Source organism: Luteitalea sp. TBR-22, from assembly GCF_016865485.1.
Classification (GTDB): domain Bacteria; phylum Acidobacteriota; class Vicinamibacteria; order Vicinamibacterales; family Vicinamibacteraceae; genus Luteitalea.
This window is the reverse complement of record NZ_AP024452.1, coordinates 642,501-658,192: the sequence shown is the minus strand read 5'-3', so window position 1 is coordinate 658,192 and position 15,692 is coordinate 642,501. Positions and strand designations below refer to the sequence as shown.

The window sequence follows — 15,692 nt, the reverse complement described above, 5'->3', positions numbered from 1 at the left end:
GGTGCCTTTGTCAAGGTCGTTTCTGCCGGCGCCGGGTCGACGCTACAGAATGCCGTGCCGTCTGCCGATCTCACCTAGGGATGGGGCTCGAAGGCTGCCCGAAGGAGTGGCTGTGACCAGCGAAGTACGCTCACCCATCCGCCTGCTCGTGGCGGACGATCACGACATCCTGCGCCAGGGGCTGGTGGCCGTGCTCGAGCGCGATCCGCGCTTCTCGGTGGTCGCCACCGCCAGCAACGGCGAGGAGGCCGTTGCCGCCTTCCGGCGCACCCAGCCCGACCTGGCCATCATGGACCTGCGCATGCCGGTGATGGAGGGCCCCGAGGCGATCCGGGCCATCCGCGCCGAGTTCCCCGAGGCGCGGGTCGTGGTGCTGACCGTGTACGAGGGCGACGTGGACATCGCCCGGGCCCTGTCGGCCGGCGCCGCCGCGTACGTGCTCAAGGGCATGCCGAGCGACGAACTGTTCGAGGCGATCATCGCGGTGCACGAGGGACGGCAGTACATCCCGCCGCGCATCACGCAGGTGCTCGACCAGGCCGGCCGCACCGACCTGACCCGCCGCGAGATGGACGTCCTGCGCCTCATCGTCAGCGGCCACAGCAACCGCGAGATCGCCCACGAGCTGAACACGACCGAAGGCACGATCAAGTCGTACGTGAACGGCCTGCTCGGCAAGCTCGGCGTCCGCGACCGCACCCAGGCGGCGACCGCCGCCATCCGGCGCGGCCTCGTGAAGCTCGAGGAGGCCGAGAAGGCCAAGGCCGAGCGCGCCGCACTCGGGCACGACGTGACGAACATGTAGGAGAAGCCGGGGACCGGAATCCGGGAGTCGGGAGTCGGGAGTCGGGAGTCGGGAGTCGGGAGTCGGGAAAGGAAGAAGGGCGGAAGGATCGGGAGATCCAGCCGCCCTTCTTGTTTCGTGGGCGTCGACCTTCAGGTCGACGGTCAGTGATGACTCGCTGAGCGTCGACCTGAAGGTCGACGCCCACGAGAACGTCAGACGTCAAACGTCAGACGTCAGTACGCCCAGCGGAGCAGCACCGAGCCCACCGTGAAGCCGGCGCCGACCGACGCGAGCATCACGAGGTCGCCCTTCTTCAGGCGGCCGTCGCGTTGCGCGTCGTCGAGCGCGAGCGGGATGGTCGCGGCGGTGGTGTTGCCGTACTCGCCGATGTTGAGCACGAACTTCTCGGGCGGCACGCCGAGGCGCTGGGCGGCCGACTCGATGATCCGCTTGTTGGCCTGGTGCGACACGAACAGGTCGAGGTCGGCCGAGGTGAGGCCGTTCCGCTCGAGGAGGCGCTTGCACACTTCCTCGTTCTTGCGCACCGCGAACCGGAACACGGTCTGCCCGTCCTGGTGGACGTAGTGCATCCGCTTGTCCACCGTCTCGTGGCTGGCCGGCATCTTCGAGCCGCCGGCCGGCATGCACAGCGCCGGGCCACCACTGCCGTCCACCTCGTGGGTGAAGTCGATCAGGCCGAGTCCGTCGCCGGGCGACGGCGAGACGATCACCGCGCCCGCGCCATCGCCGAACAACACGCAGGTGGTGCGGTCGGTGTAGTCGATGATGCTCGACATCACGTCGGCGCCGACGACGAGCGCGTGCTTCGCCATGCCTGCACTCACGAAGCCGGCCGCCGTCGTCAGCGCGTAGGTGAAGCCGGAGCAGGCGGCGCCGAGGTCGAAGCCCCAGGCCTTGCTCGCGCCGATCTTGTGCTGCAGCAGGCAGGCCGTGCTCGGGAAGATCGTGTCGGGCGTGGTGGTGCCGACGATGATCACGTCGATGTCGGCCGGCGTGAGCCCGGCGCGCGCGATGGCCGCACGGGCCGCCTCCGCCGCGAGGTCCGACGTGGCGACGCCCGGATCGACGATGTGGCGCTTGCGGATGCCGGTGCGCTGCAGGATCCACTCGTCGTTGGTGTCGACCATCTTCTCGAGGTCGGCGTTGGTGAGCGTGCGCGGCGGCAGGTACGTGGCCAGGCCGCTGATGCAGGGCTGGATCGTGGGCGAGCCCCCGCTGAGGGTCCCGTGCGGGCGGGCCGCGGACTGCGTTACCACAGGCGATTGTCCTTTCCGGGCGCGTCGAGCCCGAAGAACGCATACGCGCGGCGGGTCACCACCCGACCCCGCGGCGTGCGCTCGAGAAAGCCCACCTGCATGAGGAAGGGCTCGTAGATGTCCTCGACGGCGTCGCGCTCCTCCCCGAGCGCGGCCGCCAGCGTGTTCACGCCGACGGGCCCGCCATCGAACTTGTCGATGATCACGCGCAACAGGCGGCGATCGACCTCGTCGAAGCCGTAGGCGTCGACCTCGAGGAGCGTGAGCGCGGCCTGCGCCACCTCGATGGTCACCACGCCGTCGGCACGCACCTGCGCGTAGTCGCGGACGCGCCGCAGCAGTCGGTTGGCGATGCGCGGCGTGCCGCGCGACCGCCTCGCCACCTCGGCGGCCGCCTCGGGCGCCATCGACACGCCGAGGATGCGCGCCGACCGCGTCACGATCTCGACCATGTCGCCCTCGCCGTAGTAGTCGAGGCGATGCACGAGCCCGAAGCGGCTGCGCAGCGGCGCCGTCAGCAGGCCGGTGCGGGTGGTCGCTGCCACCAGCGTGAACGGCTGCACCGGCACCTTCACCGATCGCGCGCCCGGCCCCTGCCCGATGACGATGTCGAGCTCGTAGTCCTCCATCGCCGGGTAGAGGATCTCCTCGATGGCCGGCGACAGGCGGTGGATCTCGTCGATGAACAGCACCTCGTGGCGCTGCAGCGTCGTGAGGATGGCGGCGAGATCACCGGGACGCTCGATGACCGGCCCCGACGAGGCCTTCATCGACACGCCCATCTCGTTGGCGATGACGTGCGCCAGCGTCGTCTTGCCGAGGCCAGGCGGCCCCGACACCAGCACGTGGTCGAGGGCCTCGCCGCGCTGCCGCGCCGCCGCGATCGCCACCTGCAGGTTCTCGCGCACGCGGTCCTGCCCGATGTAGTCGTCGAGCGTGCGCGGGCGCAGCCCGGCCTCGTACTGCGCCTCGTCGTCGCCGACGCGACCGCTCACGACACGGGGATCGTGCATCTCGCTCATGCCCGGGCGAGCCGCCCGAGCGCCTGCCGGAGCGCCTCGTCGAAGGTCGACGACGGCTGGGCCTTCAACACGTCACCGACCGCCTTCTCGACGGTCGGGCGCGGGTAGCCGAGGTTGACGAGGGCCGAGATCAGGTCGGCGCGCACCGCACCGCCGGGACCGGTGGCGTCGGCCGCCACGGGAAGCGCCGCCGGCAGCCGGTCACGCAGTTCCAGGACGATGCGCTCGGCGGTCTTGCGGCCGATGCCCGGGATCGTCGTCAATCGTGCCGGCTCGTTGCCCTGCACCGCGGCGACCAGGTCGCCGGGCGCGATGCCCGAGAGGACGGCGAGCGCGACCTTCGGCCCGATGCCGTTGACCGAGATCAGCCGCTCGAAGATCTGCTGCTCGAGCGCGGTGAGGAACCCGAAGAGCGCGATCTGCTCCTCGCGCACGTGGGTGTGGACGCGCAGCGAGAGCTCGCCGCCGACCTCGCCGACGCTGCCGTAGGTCGAGAGCGGCACCTGCACGTCGTAGCCGACGCCACCGACGTCGACGATCAGCCGCGCCGGCTGCTTCTCGATCAGCCGGCCTCGCAGGGCGGCGATCATCGGCGCTCCAGGTCCTCTGGACGCACCTGGCGCCAGCTGGTCACGCGGCGGCCGCGCGCGAAGGGCGTGGCGTCGGCCTGTGGCACCAGCGACGACGCGGTGTGCGCATGGCAGATGGCGACGGCGAGGGCATCGGACACGTCGAGGGGCCTGGGCGGCGCGTCGAGGCCGAGCAGCATCGTGACCATTTGCTGGACCTGGGGCTTCTCCGCGCGGCCGAAACCGACGACGGCGCGCTTGACCTCGGCCGGCGCGTACTCGACCACGGCAATCCCGAGTTGCGTTGCCGCGAGCAGCATCACGCCCCTGGCATGAGCCAGGGCGAACGCGCTGCGGGTGTTCAGCCCGTGGAAGAGGCTCTCGATGGCGACGCAGTCGGGGCGGGCGTCGGCGAGCCGGGCGGTGAGTTCGAGGTGGAGGACCTGCAGTTTCTCCGGGAAGGGACTCCGGGGAGGTGGCACGATGGCGCCGCTGCAGACCAGGGCGCAGCGGGCGCCGCTGGTCTCGATGCAGCCGTAGCCGGTGCGCACCGACCCGGGGTCGATCCCGAAGATCCTCATGCCATCGAGGCCTCGATCTCCTTCTCCTCGATGTCGAAGTTCGACCACACCTGCTTGACGTCGTCGTGGTCGTCGAGCGCGTCCATCAGCTTGAGCATCTGCTGGGCGGTCTTGCCCTCGAGCTTGATGGTGTTCTTGGGCAGCATGGCGAGGGCCTGGGCCTCCGCAGGCTCGATCGAGAGCTTCTTCACGGCCTCGAGCACCGCCTCGTAACCGGCGATGTCGCACGTGATCTCCCAGGTATCGCCCTCGTCGGCCATGTCGTCGGCGCCGGCGTCGAGCACGGCGGCCATCAGCGCCTCCTCGTCGACCTTGGCCTTCTCGACCGCGATGAAGCCCTTGCGCTCGAACATCCAGGCGACCGAGTTGGTCTCGCCGAGGCTGCCGTTGTTCTTGGTGAGGAGGTGGCGCAGTTCCCCGACCGTGCGGTTGCGGTTGTCGGTGAGCGTCTCGATGATCACCGCGGCGCCGCCGGGGCCGTAGCCCTCGTAGGTGATCTCCTCGTAGTTGACGCCCTCTTCCTCGCCCGTGCCGCGCCGGATTGCCCGCGTGATGTTGTCGTTGGGCATGTTCACGGACTTGGCTTCCGCGATCACGGTGCGCAGGCGCGGGTTCATCGCGGGGTCGCCACCGCCGCTACGTGCCGCGACGGACAACTCCTTGATGATGCGCGTGAAGATCTTGCCGCGCTTGGCGTCGAGCGCGCCCTTCTTGTGCTTGATCGTGTGCCATTTCGAGTGGCCGGACATCGCGTGGGACTCCTCGGCAGAACGTCGTAGAACCGCAGGATTTTAGCACGCGGCCCCCAGGTTGGGCGCGATGTCTGCCCTCCCGGGAAGGGCGCGGTCTCCGACCGCGCCGTTGGTCAGCCAACGGCGGGGAGGCTGGCCCTGAGCGGAGTCGAAGGGGACACCCCCGCCCTACCTCTTGCGGGCGAGCAGCAGCCAGACGTCGGCGCGGCTGTCCCAGGTACCCCCCCGGTAGTCGCCGAGCACGGCCTCGACCTCGAACCCTGCCCGTTCGAGGCGGGCGGCCACTTTCGGCAGCGGCAGGGTCCGGAAGCGGATGGTGAACGGCGTCACCTGTTTCCGGGGCCCCCGCCCCTCGATGTACTCCTGTTCGAAGGTGGTGAGTCCCTTCTCGCGATCCTGCCTGACCGTCTCGCGGAGCGTGATCGGCAGGCCGCGGGGACCCTCCGGGCTGAAGAACACGACCTTGCGGGTGTACTGACGCCAGCGGGGGACGTCGGGGACGAGGTCGATGCCGAACAGGCCACCGGGGGCGAGCACCCGGTGCGCCTCTCGGATGGTGCGCGAGAGGACGACATCGCTCAGCAGCGACTGGAGGAAACCGTACGGGGCCATGACGAGGCGAAACGCCCCATCGGCAAGCGGCAAGCGGCTGGCGTCGGCCCTGACGACGCGAGGTCGGGTGGTACGGGAGCGCCGGGCCCGCGGCGCGACGCGACGGAGCATCTCCGCGGTGTAGTCGACCCCCACGATCGGGATGCCTTGCCGGTGGAGCGGCACGGTCAGCCGCCCGGTACCGCTGCCGAGTTCGACGACCGGCCCGCCGGCCTGCGCTGCCAGTTGGCGCCAGAAGCCGAGGTCGCGACGCCCCATCGTGCGAGCGTTCTCCCAGTCGTAGAACGGCGCGTACGCGCCCCATCCTTCGTGGCCAGCGGGCATGCGCTACAGGATGAAGGCTCAGGGCTCGGGGCTCAAGGCTCAGGCTGGCTGACGGCCTTCGTCATGCGGCCGTCCCGGCATCGCGGCATCCTCCTTCGCGCTGCGCGCTTCGGAGGACTGGTCGCGGCATCGCAGCATCACGAGCGTCCTATCCCGGTCTCTGCGCCAGCGTCGCGACGAGCAGGGCGTGCTGGATCTCCACGAACGCGGCGCCCTGGGCGTCGGCGGCGTCGCGATAGGCCTCGAGGGCTTCTCGCAGGCGCTCGCCGTCGGCCTCCCGACCTGGCGCGCTGGCGCTGGCCGTCAGCAGGCGGTCGCGGTTCTCCCACACGCCGGGCGGAGGCGCGCCGAGGCGCGATTCGGCGACGGGCAGGGGCTCGACGACCAACGGCTCGAGGCCGGCCTCCCGGAGCCACGACACGACGTGCATGCCGAGGCGGGTCGGCGCCGAGGGCGCCAACTCGCGGTGCCATCGTCCCAGCGTCTCCCGAGCCGCGGTGAAGGCGCGGTCGCCGGCGGGCGTGCCGCAGTACCACGTGCGCGACTCGTGATCGGGCTCGACGATCAGGATGCGGCCACCGGGTCGGACCAGGGCCGCCAGGGCATGGGTGGCCGCCTCGGGGTCGGCCAGGTGCTGGAGCACGCCGATGCAGAGCACGGCGTCGGCGCAGCCCTCCCGCAGCGGCAGGGAGCGGGCATCGCCAGCCAGCGCCTGGATGCGCGCGCCGACCTCGCCGGCCAGTTCCCGGGCGTGGCGGGCGCGCGACGGGTGGATGTCGACCGAGACCACGTGCAGGTCGGGTGTCGTCAGGGCCAGGGCGACGTCGATCTCGCCGTTGCCGCACCCGACGTGCACCAGCCGCCCGCCGGGGTCGCACCGGAGATGGCTGCCGACCCAGTGCGTCCAGCGGGTGCTCCACCAGCGGTCCCGCAGGTGCTTCAGCGTGTACGAGGTGAGCGCGTCGATGTCTCGTGACATGGCGAGGGTGGTGGCGATTACAGATCTGGGTGGCCGGGTCGAATTCGGGGGCGAGGGCGAGGCGGGCCCGCCGCGGGATGGCGCGCGGCGAGGCGCTGATTCCGGGCAACTGTCCAAGGTACGAGTCTTGCCATCACAGTGATCGCCATGTTCGCACCGCGTGCCTCCCGGCGGGGATTCTCCATTGTGGAATTGCTGATGGTCCTGGCCGTCAGCGCGACGATTATGGCCGTCGGAACGCCCCTCCTGCGGGGGGCGCTCACGTCGCAGCGCCTGCGCGTCGGAGCGACGGAGATCGGCAATGCCATGTCGGAGGCCCGACGCCAGGCGTTCCGCACCAGCGCGCAGGCGCGGGTCGAGGTCGATCCGGCCGACGGACGCATCTCCGTCTTCGCCCGGGAAGTGACCACTGACCAGGAAGTCGAGCTGAAGCGGTATTTCCTGCCGGCCGGCATCCAGTTCGTCGCGCCGACGGCGGTCACCTCCTACGCCTTCGACGCCCTCGGTCGCCCGACGCAGCAGCCGATGCAACTCAGCATCCAGATCGAAGACACCACCGTCATCCGCAACATCAGCGTGCTGGCCACCGGCCGCACGACCGGGACCTGAGGTCTGCCATGGTTCTCGCCTTCCTCCGCACCCGGATGGCGCGCCTGCGCCAGTCGGACAGCCTTCACGACGATCGGGGCTTCGGCCTCGTGGAGTCGCTCATCTCGGTGGGCGTCGCCGGTACCGGCCTGCTCGCCGTCGCCGGCCTGCTCGCCACCGCCGCCACCCTGCAGCAGCGCTCTCGTGACGGCGGACGGGCCGGCATGGCCGCGATGCAGCAACTCGAGGTCCTGCGCATCCTGCCGCGCAACGACGCGCGGCTGACGGTCGGCGGCAACCTGTTTGCCAACGTCGCCGACCACACCGCCATCGTCAACGTGACGCCCACCGGGCAGATGCGGGTGCGGTGGCTGGTGCAGGCCGGGCCGGCAGGCTCACTGGACATCACGGTACGGGCGCAGCCGGTCCGCGGGGCCGGCCTGCAGGGCGAAACAGCGGACGCGGCCACGCGCGCTTCGCAGGTCAGGACACTGCTATGGCGATGACGCCCTCTTCCGAACGCGGCCTGACGATGGTGGAGCTGCTCGTGAGCAGCGCCGTCATGGTCGTCGTGCTGCTGATGACCACGTCGGTGATGGTGTCGTCGAGCCGCATGTTCGGCCAGCAGCGCGCCGCCCTCGACGCGCGCGACACCGCCGGCGCGGCGATGGACCTGATCACCAGGCTGCTGCGCCAGTCGTCGTGCATCAGCGACACCGACGTCTACTGCCAGGCGATCTTCCCTGACCCGGACAACAACGGCACCTTCGACTCGGTGCGGGTGCGGTCGGACTGGAACCCGCGCGACGGCGCCTACGACGACCCGTACGAGGACGTGCTGTTCGTCGTCGCCAACGGCTCGCTCTGGAAGCGGGAGCCGACCGACGCGGCGCTCGTGTCGTTCGGCCCGCGCGTGCAGTCGATCGCCTTTGCCTACACCAACCAGAACGGCGGGCCGCTGGCCAACGTGCTCACCCGTCCCGACCTGATCGGCGGCGTCAACGTGACGATCACCAGCATCAACGACATCGGCATGCCCGTGACCACCAGCTCGGGCACCATCAGCGTGAGGAGGATCAAGTGAGCACGCGCATCGGCGTGGCGTGCCGCGACGAGCGCGGCGCGTCCATGATCTTCACCCTGCTGTCGCTGACGATGGTGACGGTCCTCGGGCTGGGCCTCACCAGCGTCGCGCTGTCGACCGTGTCGCAGGCGACCGCCGAGAGCCAGACCACGGAGGCGCTGGCGATCGCCGACGCCGGCATCGAGCACGGCAAGCAGCTGGTGCTGTGGCAGGACTGGGAGAGCCTGAACGTCTTCCTGCAGCGCGGCGACGGCGCGGGCTGCTCGTACGACGAACTCGCCGGCACCCCGGCCGGCACGTTGCCGGCGGGCTACCCCACCCAGGCCGCAGACTTCATCCCCGCGGCGGGACGCGTCTTCGGGCCGGGACGCTACTTCGTTGAGCTGTGCGACAACCACTCCCGCGAGCAGGTGGCGCCGGCGCCCAACACCAACAACGACCCGAACGTCGACGTCGACAAGGTGCTGTACATGCGCAGCGTCGGCTTCGGCGGCAACGGCGCGCGCGCCGCCGTGGAGCTCACGCTGGGCGCGGCCGCGATGCCGGCGGTGGTCGTCGACGGCAACCTCGAGGTGAAGGGCAACCCCACGGTCACCGGGCCGGCCGGGTCGATCCACGCCAACGGCACGCTGCTGCTGTCGGGCAACCCCTGCACGCACGTGTACTACGCCAGCACGGCGGGCACCACCGAGAGCGGCAACGTCCAGGGCGGCACGGCCTGTACCGCGGCCGACGTCGACTCGCGGCCGTACTCACCGCGCATGAACATCCCCCGCCTCGACCCCTACCGCGTGGCGCAGCAGGCGAAGGCAGCAGGTTTCACCGTGTACACGCTCATCCCGAAGGGGTACAACGACGGGTTCGTGAGCTGCGTGAGCAACAACGGCTGCGCGTACACGGGCCTGCCGGCCGGCCCGGGCTACGCCAACTCGCTCGTCGCCCTCGGCGCCATCCCGGCGGGGTGGGACTACAACAACAACGGGCAGCTCTGGCGAACCCAGGGCGTCACCCAGGCCGGGACGTACTACGTGATCGGCAATGCACAGGAGACCGCGAACACGAGCGGCGCAGCCGGCGCCGAGGTGAACCTCACCGTGATCGCCCAGGGCTCGATCGAGGCCAACGGCAACCCGAACGTCCGGCCACACTCCACCGTGCCGTTCATCGGTCCCATCCTGATGATTGCAGGCCACGATCTGGACCTGGGCGCGACGTTCGACAGCTCGTACAACGGGCTGTTCTATGCCCGCCACCAACTGGACATCAAGGGCAGTCCGACGCTGAACGGGCAGGTGATCGCCCTCAACGAGGCCGACACCGATTACGCGAGCAAGAATCCGGTGACCAGGCAGTCCGGCGTCATGGTGATTGCCGGCAACCCGACGATCAACTACACGGGCAACGGCCTCAACTCGGTGAGGGCCCTGACGTGGCGCGAGTGCCGCGGCCAGTGGCAGGGCACCGTGATGGCCGGCGGCGCCATCACCAATCCCGGCAACAGCTGCGGGGCGCCTTAGTGACGTTTGACGTTTGACGTTTGACGTTTGACGCCTGGGGCCTTGGGCCTGGGGCCTTGGGCCTTGGGCCTTGGGCCTTGAACGTTAAACGTTAAACGTCAAACGTCAAACGTCAGTGCGTCGCCCGGTCAGGGGCAGGCGCGGACGCGTAGAAATCCTCGAGGAATCGCCGGGCGTAGTCGTCGAGGCGGGCCTGCACGGTGGCCGGCGAGTCGCTCCGCACGATGAGGCCGGCGTGGTGCGGCAGGTCGATGCGCTGCACGATCTCCGGGTCGTCGTAGCCAGACGTGTCCGGGTGCTCCTGCCTGGCCAGTGACAGCACCAACCCCGCGTAGTCCTCGCGGTGCGCAGGCACCTCGTAGCGGCCGTGCTCCCCCGCCACTTCCAGCTTCGCCCACTCGTGCCACAGGTTCAGGCCCGTGGCCGCCGCAATCACGTCGACGATGAACGCGCCGCCGACCCGCGCCGCCGTCTCGAGGAAGTAGAACCGGCCGTCGTGCCCGTGGATGAACTCGGTGTGGGTCACGCCGCGCACCATGCCGAGCGTGTCGAGCAGGCGCCGGTTGAGGGCGTCGAGCACCTGCGCGTGCTCCGACGCGCGGTCCACGGTGCTGGTGGTGAAGATGCCGCCCTGGTGCGCCACCGTCCACGGCGGAGAGCCGTACCGATGCGCCGCCGTGAACACCACCTGCCGGTCCCAGACGATCGAGTCGACGTGGTAGATGTCGCCGGCGACGAAGTGCTCGAGCAGCGAGAACGAGCGCATGTCGCCGAGGTCGTGCACGTGCTGCCAGACCTGGTCGCGGGTCTCGGCCTTCTTGATGCCGATCGCCGCCGCCTGCGATCGCGGCTTGACCAGCCAGGGACCGGGCACCCCGTCGAGGTAGGCGTTCACGTCGGCGTCGTTGACCACGCTCGTGAACGGCGGGACGAGGATGCCCTGGTTGTGGGCCCGCTGGCGCATCGCCAGCTTGTCGCGGAAGTACCGGGCCGTGGACTCACCCATGCCGGGCACACGCAAGTGCTCGCGCAGCAGCGCCGCCGTCTCCACGTCGAAGTCGTCGAGGGCCACGATGCGGTCGAGACGTCGCGTGCGCGCCACGTGACTCACGCCCTTGAGCAGGGCATCGCGCGAGATGTCGGCCGGGATGGCGAACACCTCGTCGATGGCCTCGCGGGGCCAGCTCGGAAGGTCCTTGAGCGCCTCGGTCGTGAGGAGCAGGACCGTGCACCCCTGCCGCTTGCACTCGCGCAGGAACTCGGCGCCCTTCTCGTACGTGGCGACGCAGAGGACGGTCAGGGGAGTGTCGGGCATGGGGGGTGTCTCGGGGAGTCGCGGATCGGGGATCGGGGGATCGGAAACGGTCAGAGGGGCAGATGCGCGGTGGCGATCAGTCGAGGGCCGCGAGTTCGCCCGGCACAATAGGGCGGGTACGCGGCAGCTTGCCGTTGTAGGCCAGCCATCCCATGAAGCCGAGCACCCCGACGAATGCGACGAGCTTGATGGTATCCGGCACCGGCCCCTTCGGCATCGTCAGGTACAGCAGCCAGAGGACCGGCTGCGCGACCGCCACGGCCCAGACCGTGCCGTAGAAGTAGCGCCGCTCGTGCCCCTCGCCCGACGTCGACCGCTTGACGCGCGGCAGGTGGCCCGACAGCCCGATCGCCCAGATCGTGCCCGCCATCGGGAAGTAGGCGTAGCGGTAGATCTCCTTGAGCATCCACGTGCCCGTCGCGATCGCGACGATCAGCCCGACGATGTTGAGGACCGCGAAGGTGATGGCCTCGCCCCAGGCGAACGAGTAGCAGATGCGACGGTAGACGGGATTGGGCCGATCCTCCGTGAACCTGATGATGTAGGGCGCCGGCTCGCACCCCGGCAGCCTGCCACGCAGGAACGGGATGCCCGTGCCGACGATGACCGCGCCAAGCCACAGGGCCATGCGGGCGTCGAACCCGCGCTCGAAGAGGTCGAAGGTGAGCGGCCCCGGCGCGATGAAGAAGACGAAGATCCAGATCGGCCAGTGCAGCCAACGGTAGTAGAGCTTGTTGCGGGTGCGGATCGTTCGCTGGGAATCGTATTCGACGGGGATGCGGCTCGACACAACAGGGCAGTATACGAAATGGACCGGCGTGAGGCGTTCCGGGCGACCTGACGCAGCCCGCTTGCGTCAGACATGCATGCGTGCTCGTCGACTCGGCATCCTCCTCGCCTGCGGGGCCGTCGCCGCCCTGGCGGTCACGGCCCGCACGGTCCGTGTCGCGGCTCAGGTCCGGCCCGTCAGTCCGGTCGAGAACTTCGACATCGACAAGTACATGGGGCGCTGGTTCGAGTTGGCGCGTTATCCCAACCGGTTCCAGAAGCGGTGCACGGGCGATGTGGTGGTGTATTACGCCAGGCGCGCCGACGGCCGGGTCGACGTGAAGAACACCTGCGCCACGGCGAAGGGCCCGATCGAGGCCAAGGGAGTGGCGCGTCGAGCCGACCCGAAGGGGCCGGCGTCGGTGCTCGAGGTGCGGTTCGCCCCGGCTTTCCTGTCGTTCCTGCCCGTGTGGGGCGACTACTGGGTGCTCGACCTCGCCCCGGACTACAGCACTGCCGTCGTCGGATCGCCTGACCGCGACTACCTGTGGGTGCTGTCGAGGACTCCCGACGTCGATCAGCCCACCTACGCGCGACTTGTCGAGGCGGTCCGCGACCAGGGGTTCGATCCGGCCCGACTCGTGCGGACGCGGCAGGGCGCCAGGTAGGCGCCTGCGTCAGGACCGAACGCCCGGTCGGGGGTAGGTGCGCGCCAGGAAGCCGTCCCACAGGCGGTCGCTCAGCACCGCGCGCAGGGACATCAGGAGGGTCGCCGACCGCGTGACGCGGTAACGCGCACGCGGCGTCCGCGCGGTGAGCGCCTCCTGCACCACCGCAGCCACGTCGTCTGCGCTCCCGGCGAGCCGCGCCATCGGACCCTTCAGGTACGACTCCCGCGTGATGCGCTCCACCTCGGCGGTGAAGGTGGCGTACGGCCCGCTCGCGCCGGCACCGAGACCTTCGAGACTGCTCGAGGCGGCCGTCGAGAACCCGGTGCGGATGAGGCCGGGCTGGACGAGCACCACCTGGATGCCGAACCCCGCCACCTCGAACCGGAGCGCGTCGGAGAGGGCCTCGAGCGCGTGCTTGGTGGCGTGGTACACGCCGCCGCCGGGAAACGTCAGCCTGCCGCCCATCGATCCGATGTTCACGATGCGGCCCGTCCGACGGGCGCGCATGCCGGGCAGCACCAGTTGGGTGAGGCGCAGCAATCCGAAGACGTTGGTCTCGAACTGATGGCGCACGCGGTCGACCGGGACGAGTTCGATCGGTCCCGACTGACTGTATCCGGCGTTGTTGACCAGCGCGTCGATCTGTCCGGCTTCCCTGGTCACCGTCTCGACTGCCGCCTGCATCGAGCCCTCGTCCTGCACGTCCAGGGCGAGGGGGCGGCAACCGAGTGCCGCGAGCTCCGTCAGGGCCTCGAGGCGTCGTCCGGTGGCGTAGACCACCCAGCCGGCGCGTTGGAGGCGTGCGGCCGTTGCGTGCCCGATGCCGGAGGTGCACCCGGTGACCAGCGCGACGCGCTGGGGAAGCGATGGTGCCACGGGACGTTCTCCTCCTCGTGCGCTCAGGGGACGGTCGCGCGCGCGAGGACCTCGATGGTGCCTGCGGCCGTGGCGCGCACGAAGACGACCTCGCCCTCCGCCGGCACGATACCGGTGAGCGCGGTGATGTTGACCTGATGGGTGACCAACAGCGTCGGGCGCCGGGAATCGACCTTGGCGAGGATCGCGGCACGCAACGCCTGGGTGGATGCCGCTTCGTCGCCGCGGCCGGCGAAGAACGAGTTGAGGTAGGGGGCCACCTGCACGCCGCCGACGCCGAGCAGTCGCGCCGTCTCGACGCACCGGCACCACTGGCTGCTCCGGACGTCGGCATCCTTCACGCCGACCGCGCGGAACGCCTCGCCGAGGCGCCGCGCCTGCTGACGGCCCTGCTCCGAGAGGTTGCGCTGGCTGGCGCAGTCGGCGAGGGTGAATCCAGCGGGATCACCTGTCCCGGGGGCGCGCGCGTGCCGGAGCAGGGTGACGATGCCGGGATCGCGGGCCCGGGCAAGTTCCGGTACGGGCACCGGGCGCGGCTGCGCGCCGGCGACCGTGGCGACGAGAGCGCAGGCGACGAGGAGCGTCAGGGGATGCCGGGGCACCATGCACCGACAGCGTCGCACACCTCGGCCAGGTTGTGGGGTCGGCTCGAGGGGCAGGAAAAGAAAAAGCCCGAAGCATCGAGACGACGCTTCGGGCTGATATATCCCCGGCAGTGACCTACTCTCCCACAGACCTGCGCCTGCAGTACCATCGGCGGTGGAGGGCTTAACTTCCGTGTTCGGAATGGGAACGGGTGTGACCCCTCCCCTATGGCCACCGGGAAACTTGTTGGCGGCCGGCAGTGGGCTATTCCACTGCCGAGCTCCTCGGCGACATCGGCCGCCTGAGGTGCGCACGTCTGGGGCCCCAGCATACCTAGGGGCATGGCGTGCAGCCGCGCATGTTTTGAAAGAGCGTGCCTTGGCGCCTTTCGGCGCTGTGGCGTGGCAAGCCATTGCGGGCCTGCCGTCCTCTTCAGGACTCGTCCCGCCGAAGCCGCGACGCGGCGAAGGCGGAAGACAACTGAATACCCTGCAAACGGTAGTTTTTACTCGACGACACCCAGTGGTGGGGAATTATGGTCAAGCCTCACGGCTGATTAGTACCAGTAAGCTGAGGATGTCACCACCCTTACACACCTGGCCTATCACCTGGTGGTCTACCAGGAGCCTTCAGGGACTTGCGTCCAGGGAGATCTCATCTCGTGGAGGGTTTCACGCTTAGATGCTTTCAGCGTTTCTCCCTTCCGAACGTAGCTACCCAGCGCTGCCACTGGCGTGACAACTGGTACACTAGAGGTTCGTCCAACCCGGTCCTCTCGTACTAAGGTCAGCCCCACTCAAATCTCCTGCGCCCACGACAGATAGAGACCGAACTGTCTCGCGACGTTCTAAACCCAGCTCACGTACCGCTTTAACCGGCGAACAGCCGGACCCTTGGAACCTGCTACAGCTCCAGGATGCGATGAGCCGACATCGAGGTGCCAAACCTGGGCGTCGATGTGAACTCTTGGCCCAGATCAGCCTGTTATCCCCGGCGTACCTTTTATCCGTTGAGCGATGGCCCTTCCATGCGGAACCACCGGATCACTAAGGCCTGGTTTCCCACCTGCTCGACGTGTATGTCTCGCAGTCAAGCTCGCTTATGCCTTTGCACTCTACGGCTGATTTCCAAACAGCCTGAGCGAACCTTCGCGCGCCTCCGTTACAGTTTGGGAGGCGACCGCCCCAGTCAAACTACCCGCCTAGCAGTGTCCCTGACCCGGGTAACGGGTCGAGGTTAGAACGTCGAAGTATCAAGGGTGGTATCTCACCGGTGACTCCCCGAACCCCAAGAGGCTCGGTTCAACGTCTCCCACCTATCCTGCGCATGACACGTCAACATTCACTACTAAGTTGTAGTAAAGGTGCACGGGGTCTTTTCGTCTA

The 15,692-nt window shown here is 69.1% G+C and carries 17 protein-coding genes and 2 rRNA genes (1 of these 19 only partly in view); 6 read left to right on the top strand and 13 right to left on the bottom strand.

Features of this window, described 5'->3' with window-relative positions:
* The first annotated feature begins 112 nt into the window (after positions 1-112).
* The gene (locus TBR22_RS02760; protein ID WP_239491425.1) at positions 113-805 is read left to right on the top strand and encodes a response regulator transcription factor; all 693 of its coding nucleotides are present in this window, start codon (positions 113-115) and stop codon (positions 803-805) included.
* Positions 806-1,020: 215 nt separating this feature from the next.
* Here TBR22_RS02760 and TBR22_RS02755 read toward each other — a convergent pair whose 3' ends face one another.
* The 7 genes from TBR22_RS02755 to TBR22_RS02725 form a co-directional block, all read right to left on the bottom strand.
* Complete coding sequence (locus tag TBR22_RS02755; RefSeq protein WP_370651477.1) at positions 1,021-2,007, bottom strand: beta-ketoacyl-ACP synthase III; 987 nt, start codon at positions 2,005-2,007, stop codon at positions 1,021-1,023.
* 50 nt (positions 2,008-2,057) lie between these two features.
* Complete coding sequence (gene ruvB, locus TBR22_RS02750) at positions 2,058-3,077, bottom strand: Holliday junction branch migration DNA helicase RuvB (RefSeq protein ID WP_370651476.1); 1,020 nt, start codon at positions 3,075-3,077, stop codon at positions 2,058-2,060.
* A gap of 5 nt (positions 3,078-3,082) precedes the next feature.
* Complete coding sequence (ruvA, locus tag TBR22_RS02745; RefSeq protein ID WP_239491422.1) at positions 3,083-3,676, bottom strand: Holliday junction branch migration protein RuvA; 594 nt, start codon at positions 3,674-3,676, stop codon at positions 3,083-3,085.
* Positions 3,673-4,236 carry a crossover junction endodeoxyribonuclease RuvC gene (gene ruvC / locus TBR22_RS02740; protein ID WP_239491421.1) on the bottom strand — a complete coding sequence of 188 codons (564 nt, stop codon included), beginning with the start codon at positions 4,234-4,236 and terminating at the stop codon, positions 3,673-3,675. The genes ruvA and ruvC overlap by 4 nt, the downstream gene beginning before the upstream one ends.
* The gene (locus TBR22_RS02735; protein WP_239491420.1) at positions 4,233-4,985 is read right to left on the bottom strand and encodes a YebC/PmpR family DNA-binding transcriptional regulator; all 753 of its coding nucleotides are present in this window, start codon (positions 4,983-4,985) and stop codon (positions 4,233-4,235) included. The genes ruvC and TBR22_RS02735 overlap by 4 nt, the downstream gene beginning before the upstream one ends.
* Positions 4,986-5,156: 171 nt before the next feature.
* Positions 5,157-5,924: a class I SAM-dependent methyltransferase gene (locus tag TBR22_RS02730; RefSeq protein WP_239491419.1), complete on the bottom strand. Its 768-nt coding sequence runs from the start codon at positions 5,922-5,924 to the stop codon at positions 5,157-5,159.
* Positions 5,925-6,072: 148 nt separating this feature from the next.
* The gene (locus tag TBR22_RS02725) at positions 6,073-6,903 is read right to left on the bottom strand and encodes a bifunctional 2-polyprenyl-6-hydroxyphenol methylase/3-demethylubiquinol 3-O-methyltransferase UbiG (protein ID WP_239491418.1); all 831 of its coding nucleotides are present in this window, start codon (positions 6,901-6,903) and stop codon (positions 6,073-6,075) included.
* Between the two features lie 147 nt (positions 6,904-7,050).
* Between TBR22_RS02725 and TBR22_RS02720 the strand changes: the two genes are divergently transcribed.
* From TBR22_RS02720 to TBR22_RS02705, 4 genes are read left to right on the top strand one after another with little or no spacing between them, the layout of a single operon-like run.
* Positions 7,051-7,512 (top strand): prepilin-type N-terminal cleavage/methylation domain-containing protein, encoded by a 462-nt coding sequence (locus tag TBR22_RS02720; protein ID WP_239491417.1) that lies wholly within the window; start codon positions 7,051-7,053, stop codon positions 7,510-7,512.
* Between the two features lie 8 nt (positions 7,513-7,520).
* On the top strand, positions 7,521-7,997 hold the full coding sequence (locus TBR22_RS02715) for a hypothetical protein (RefSeq protein ID WP_239491416.1): 477 nt from the start codon (positions 7,521-7,523) through the stop codon (positions 7,995-7,997).
* Positions 7,994-8,575, top strand: coding sequence for a PilW family protein (locus TBR22_RS02710; protein ID WP_239491415.1), 582 nt, complete (start codon positions 7,994-7,996; stop codon positions 8,573-8,575). Before TBR22_RS02715 ends, TBR22_RS02710 begins: the two co-directional genes overlap by 4 nt.
* Positions 8,572-10,092 carry a hypothetical protein gene (locus TBR22_RS02705; protein WP_239491414.1) on the top strand — a complete coding sequence of 507 codons (1,521 nt, stop codon included), beginning with the start codon at positions 8,572-8,574 and terminating at the stop codon, positions 10,090-10,092. Before TBR22_RS02710 ends, TBR22_RS02705 begins: the two co-directional genes overlap by 4 nt.
* 112 nt (positions 10,093-10,204) lie before the next feature.
* Here the strand turns inward: TBR22_RS02705 and TBR22_RS02700 are convergent, their stop codons facing one another.
* Positions 10,205-11,407 carry a hypothetical protein gene (locus TBR22_RS02700; RefSeq protein WP_239491413.1) on the bottom strand — a complete coding sequence of 401 codons (1,203 nt, stop codon included), beginning with the start codon at positions 11,405-11,407 and terminating at the stop codon, positions 10,205-10,207.
* Between the two features lie 76 nt (positions 11,408-11,483).
* Positions 11,484-12,197 (bottom strand): hypothetical protein, encoded by a 714-nt coding sequence (locus TBR22_RS02695; RefSeq protein ID WP_239491412.1) that lies wholly within the window; start codon positions 12,195-12,197, stop codon positions 11,484-11,486.
* Positions 12,198-12,273: 76 nt separating this feature from the next.
* On the opposite strand from TBR22_RS02695, the gene TBR22_RS02690 reads away from it, so the two are divergent.
* On the top strand, positions 12,274-12,843 hold the full coding sequence (locus tag TBR22_RS02690; RefSeq protein WP_239491411.1) for a lipocalin family protein: 570 nt from the start codon (positions 12,274-12,276) through the stop codon (positions 12,841-12,843).
* A 9-nt stretch (positions 12,844-12,852) separates the two neighbouring features.
* Here TBR22_RS02690 and TBR22_RS02685 read toward each other — a convergent pair whose 3' ends face one another.
* The 4 genes from TBR22_RS02685 to TBR22_RS02670 all read right to left on the bottom strand — a co-directional run.
* Positions 12,853-13,722 carry an SDR family NAD(P)-dependent oxidoreductase gene (locus tag TBR22_RS02685; protein WP_239491410.1) on the bottom strand — a complete coding sequence of 290 codons (870 nt, stop codon included), beginning with the start codon at positions 13,720-13,722 and terminating at the stop codon, positions 12,853-12,855.
* A 23-nt stretch (positions 13,723-13,745) separates the two neighbouring features.
* The gene (locus tag TBR22_RS02680; RefSeq protein WP_239491409.1) at positions 13,746-14,324 is read right to left on the bottom strand and encodes a histidine phosphatase family protein; all 579 of its coding nucleotides are present in this window, start codon (positions 14,322-14,324) and stop codon (positions 13,746-13,748) included.
* Between the two features lie 105 nt (positions 14,325-14,429).
* Positions 14,430-14,546: ribosomal RNA gene (gene rrf / locus TBR22_RS02675) — 5S ribosomal RNA — on the bottom strand.
* A 296-nt stretch (positions 14,547-14,842) separates the two neighbouring features.
* A 23S ribosomal RNA gene (locus TBR22_RS02670) occupies positions 14,843-15,692 on the bottom strand; it runs 2,144 nt beyond the window's last position.

Coding starts and splice junctions, on each gene's coding strand:
- TBR22_RS02735 (WP_239491420.1), bottom strand. CDS start 4,985: ATGTCCGGCCACTCGAAATGGCACACGATCAAGCACAAGAAGGGCGCG.
- TBR22_RS02725 (WP_239491418.1), bottom strand. CDS start 6,903: ATGTCACGAGACATCGACGCGCTCACCTCGTACACGCTGAAGCACCTG.
- TBR22_RS02700 (WP_239491413.1), bottom strand. CDS start 11,407: ATGCCCGACACTCCCCTGACCGTCCTCTGCGTCGCCACGTACGAGAAG.
- ruvA (WP_239491422.1), bottom strand. CDS start 3,676: ATGATCGCCGCCCTGCGAGGCCGGCTGATCGAGAAGCAGCCGGCGCGG.
- TBR22_RS02690 (WP_239491411.1), top strand. CDS start 12,274: ATGCGTGCTCGTCGACTCGGCATCCTCCTCGCCTGCGGGGCCGTCGCC.
- ruvB (WP_370651476.1), bottom strand. CDS start 3,077: ATGCACGATCCCCGTGTCGTGAGCGGTCGCGTCGGCGACGACGAGGCG.
- TBR22_RS02715 (WP_239491416.1), top strand. CDS start 7,521: ATGGTTCTCGCCTTCCTCCGCACCCGGATGGCGCGCCTGCGCCAGTCG.
- TBR22_RS02710 (WP_239491415.1), top strand. CDS start 7,994: ATGACGCCCTCTTCCGAACGCGGCCTGACGATGGTGGAGCTGCTCGTG.
- TBR22_RS02720 (WP_239491417.1), top strand. CDS start 7,051: ATGTTCGCACCGCGTGCCTCCCGGCGGGGATTCTCCATTGTGGAATTG.
- TBR22_RS02730 (WP_239491419.1), bottom strand. CDS start 5,924: ATGCCCGCTGGCCACGAAGGATGGGGCGCGTACGCGCCGTTCTACGAC.
- ruvC (WP_239491421.1), bottom strand. CDS start 4,236: ATGAGGATCTTCGGGATCGACCCCGGGTCGGTGCGCACCGGCTACGGC.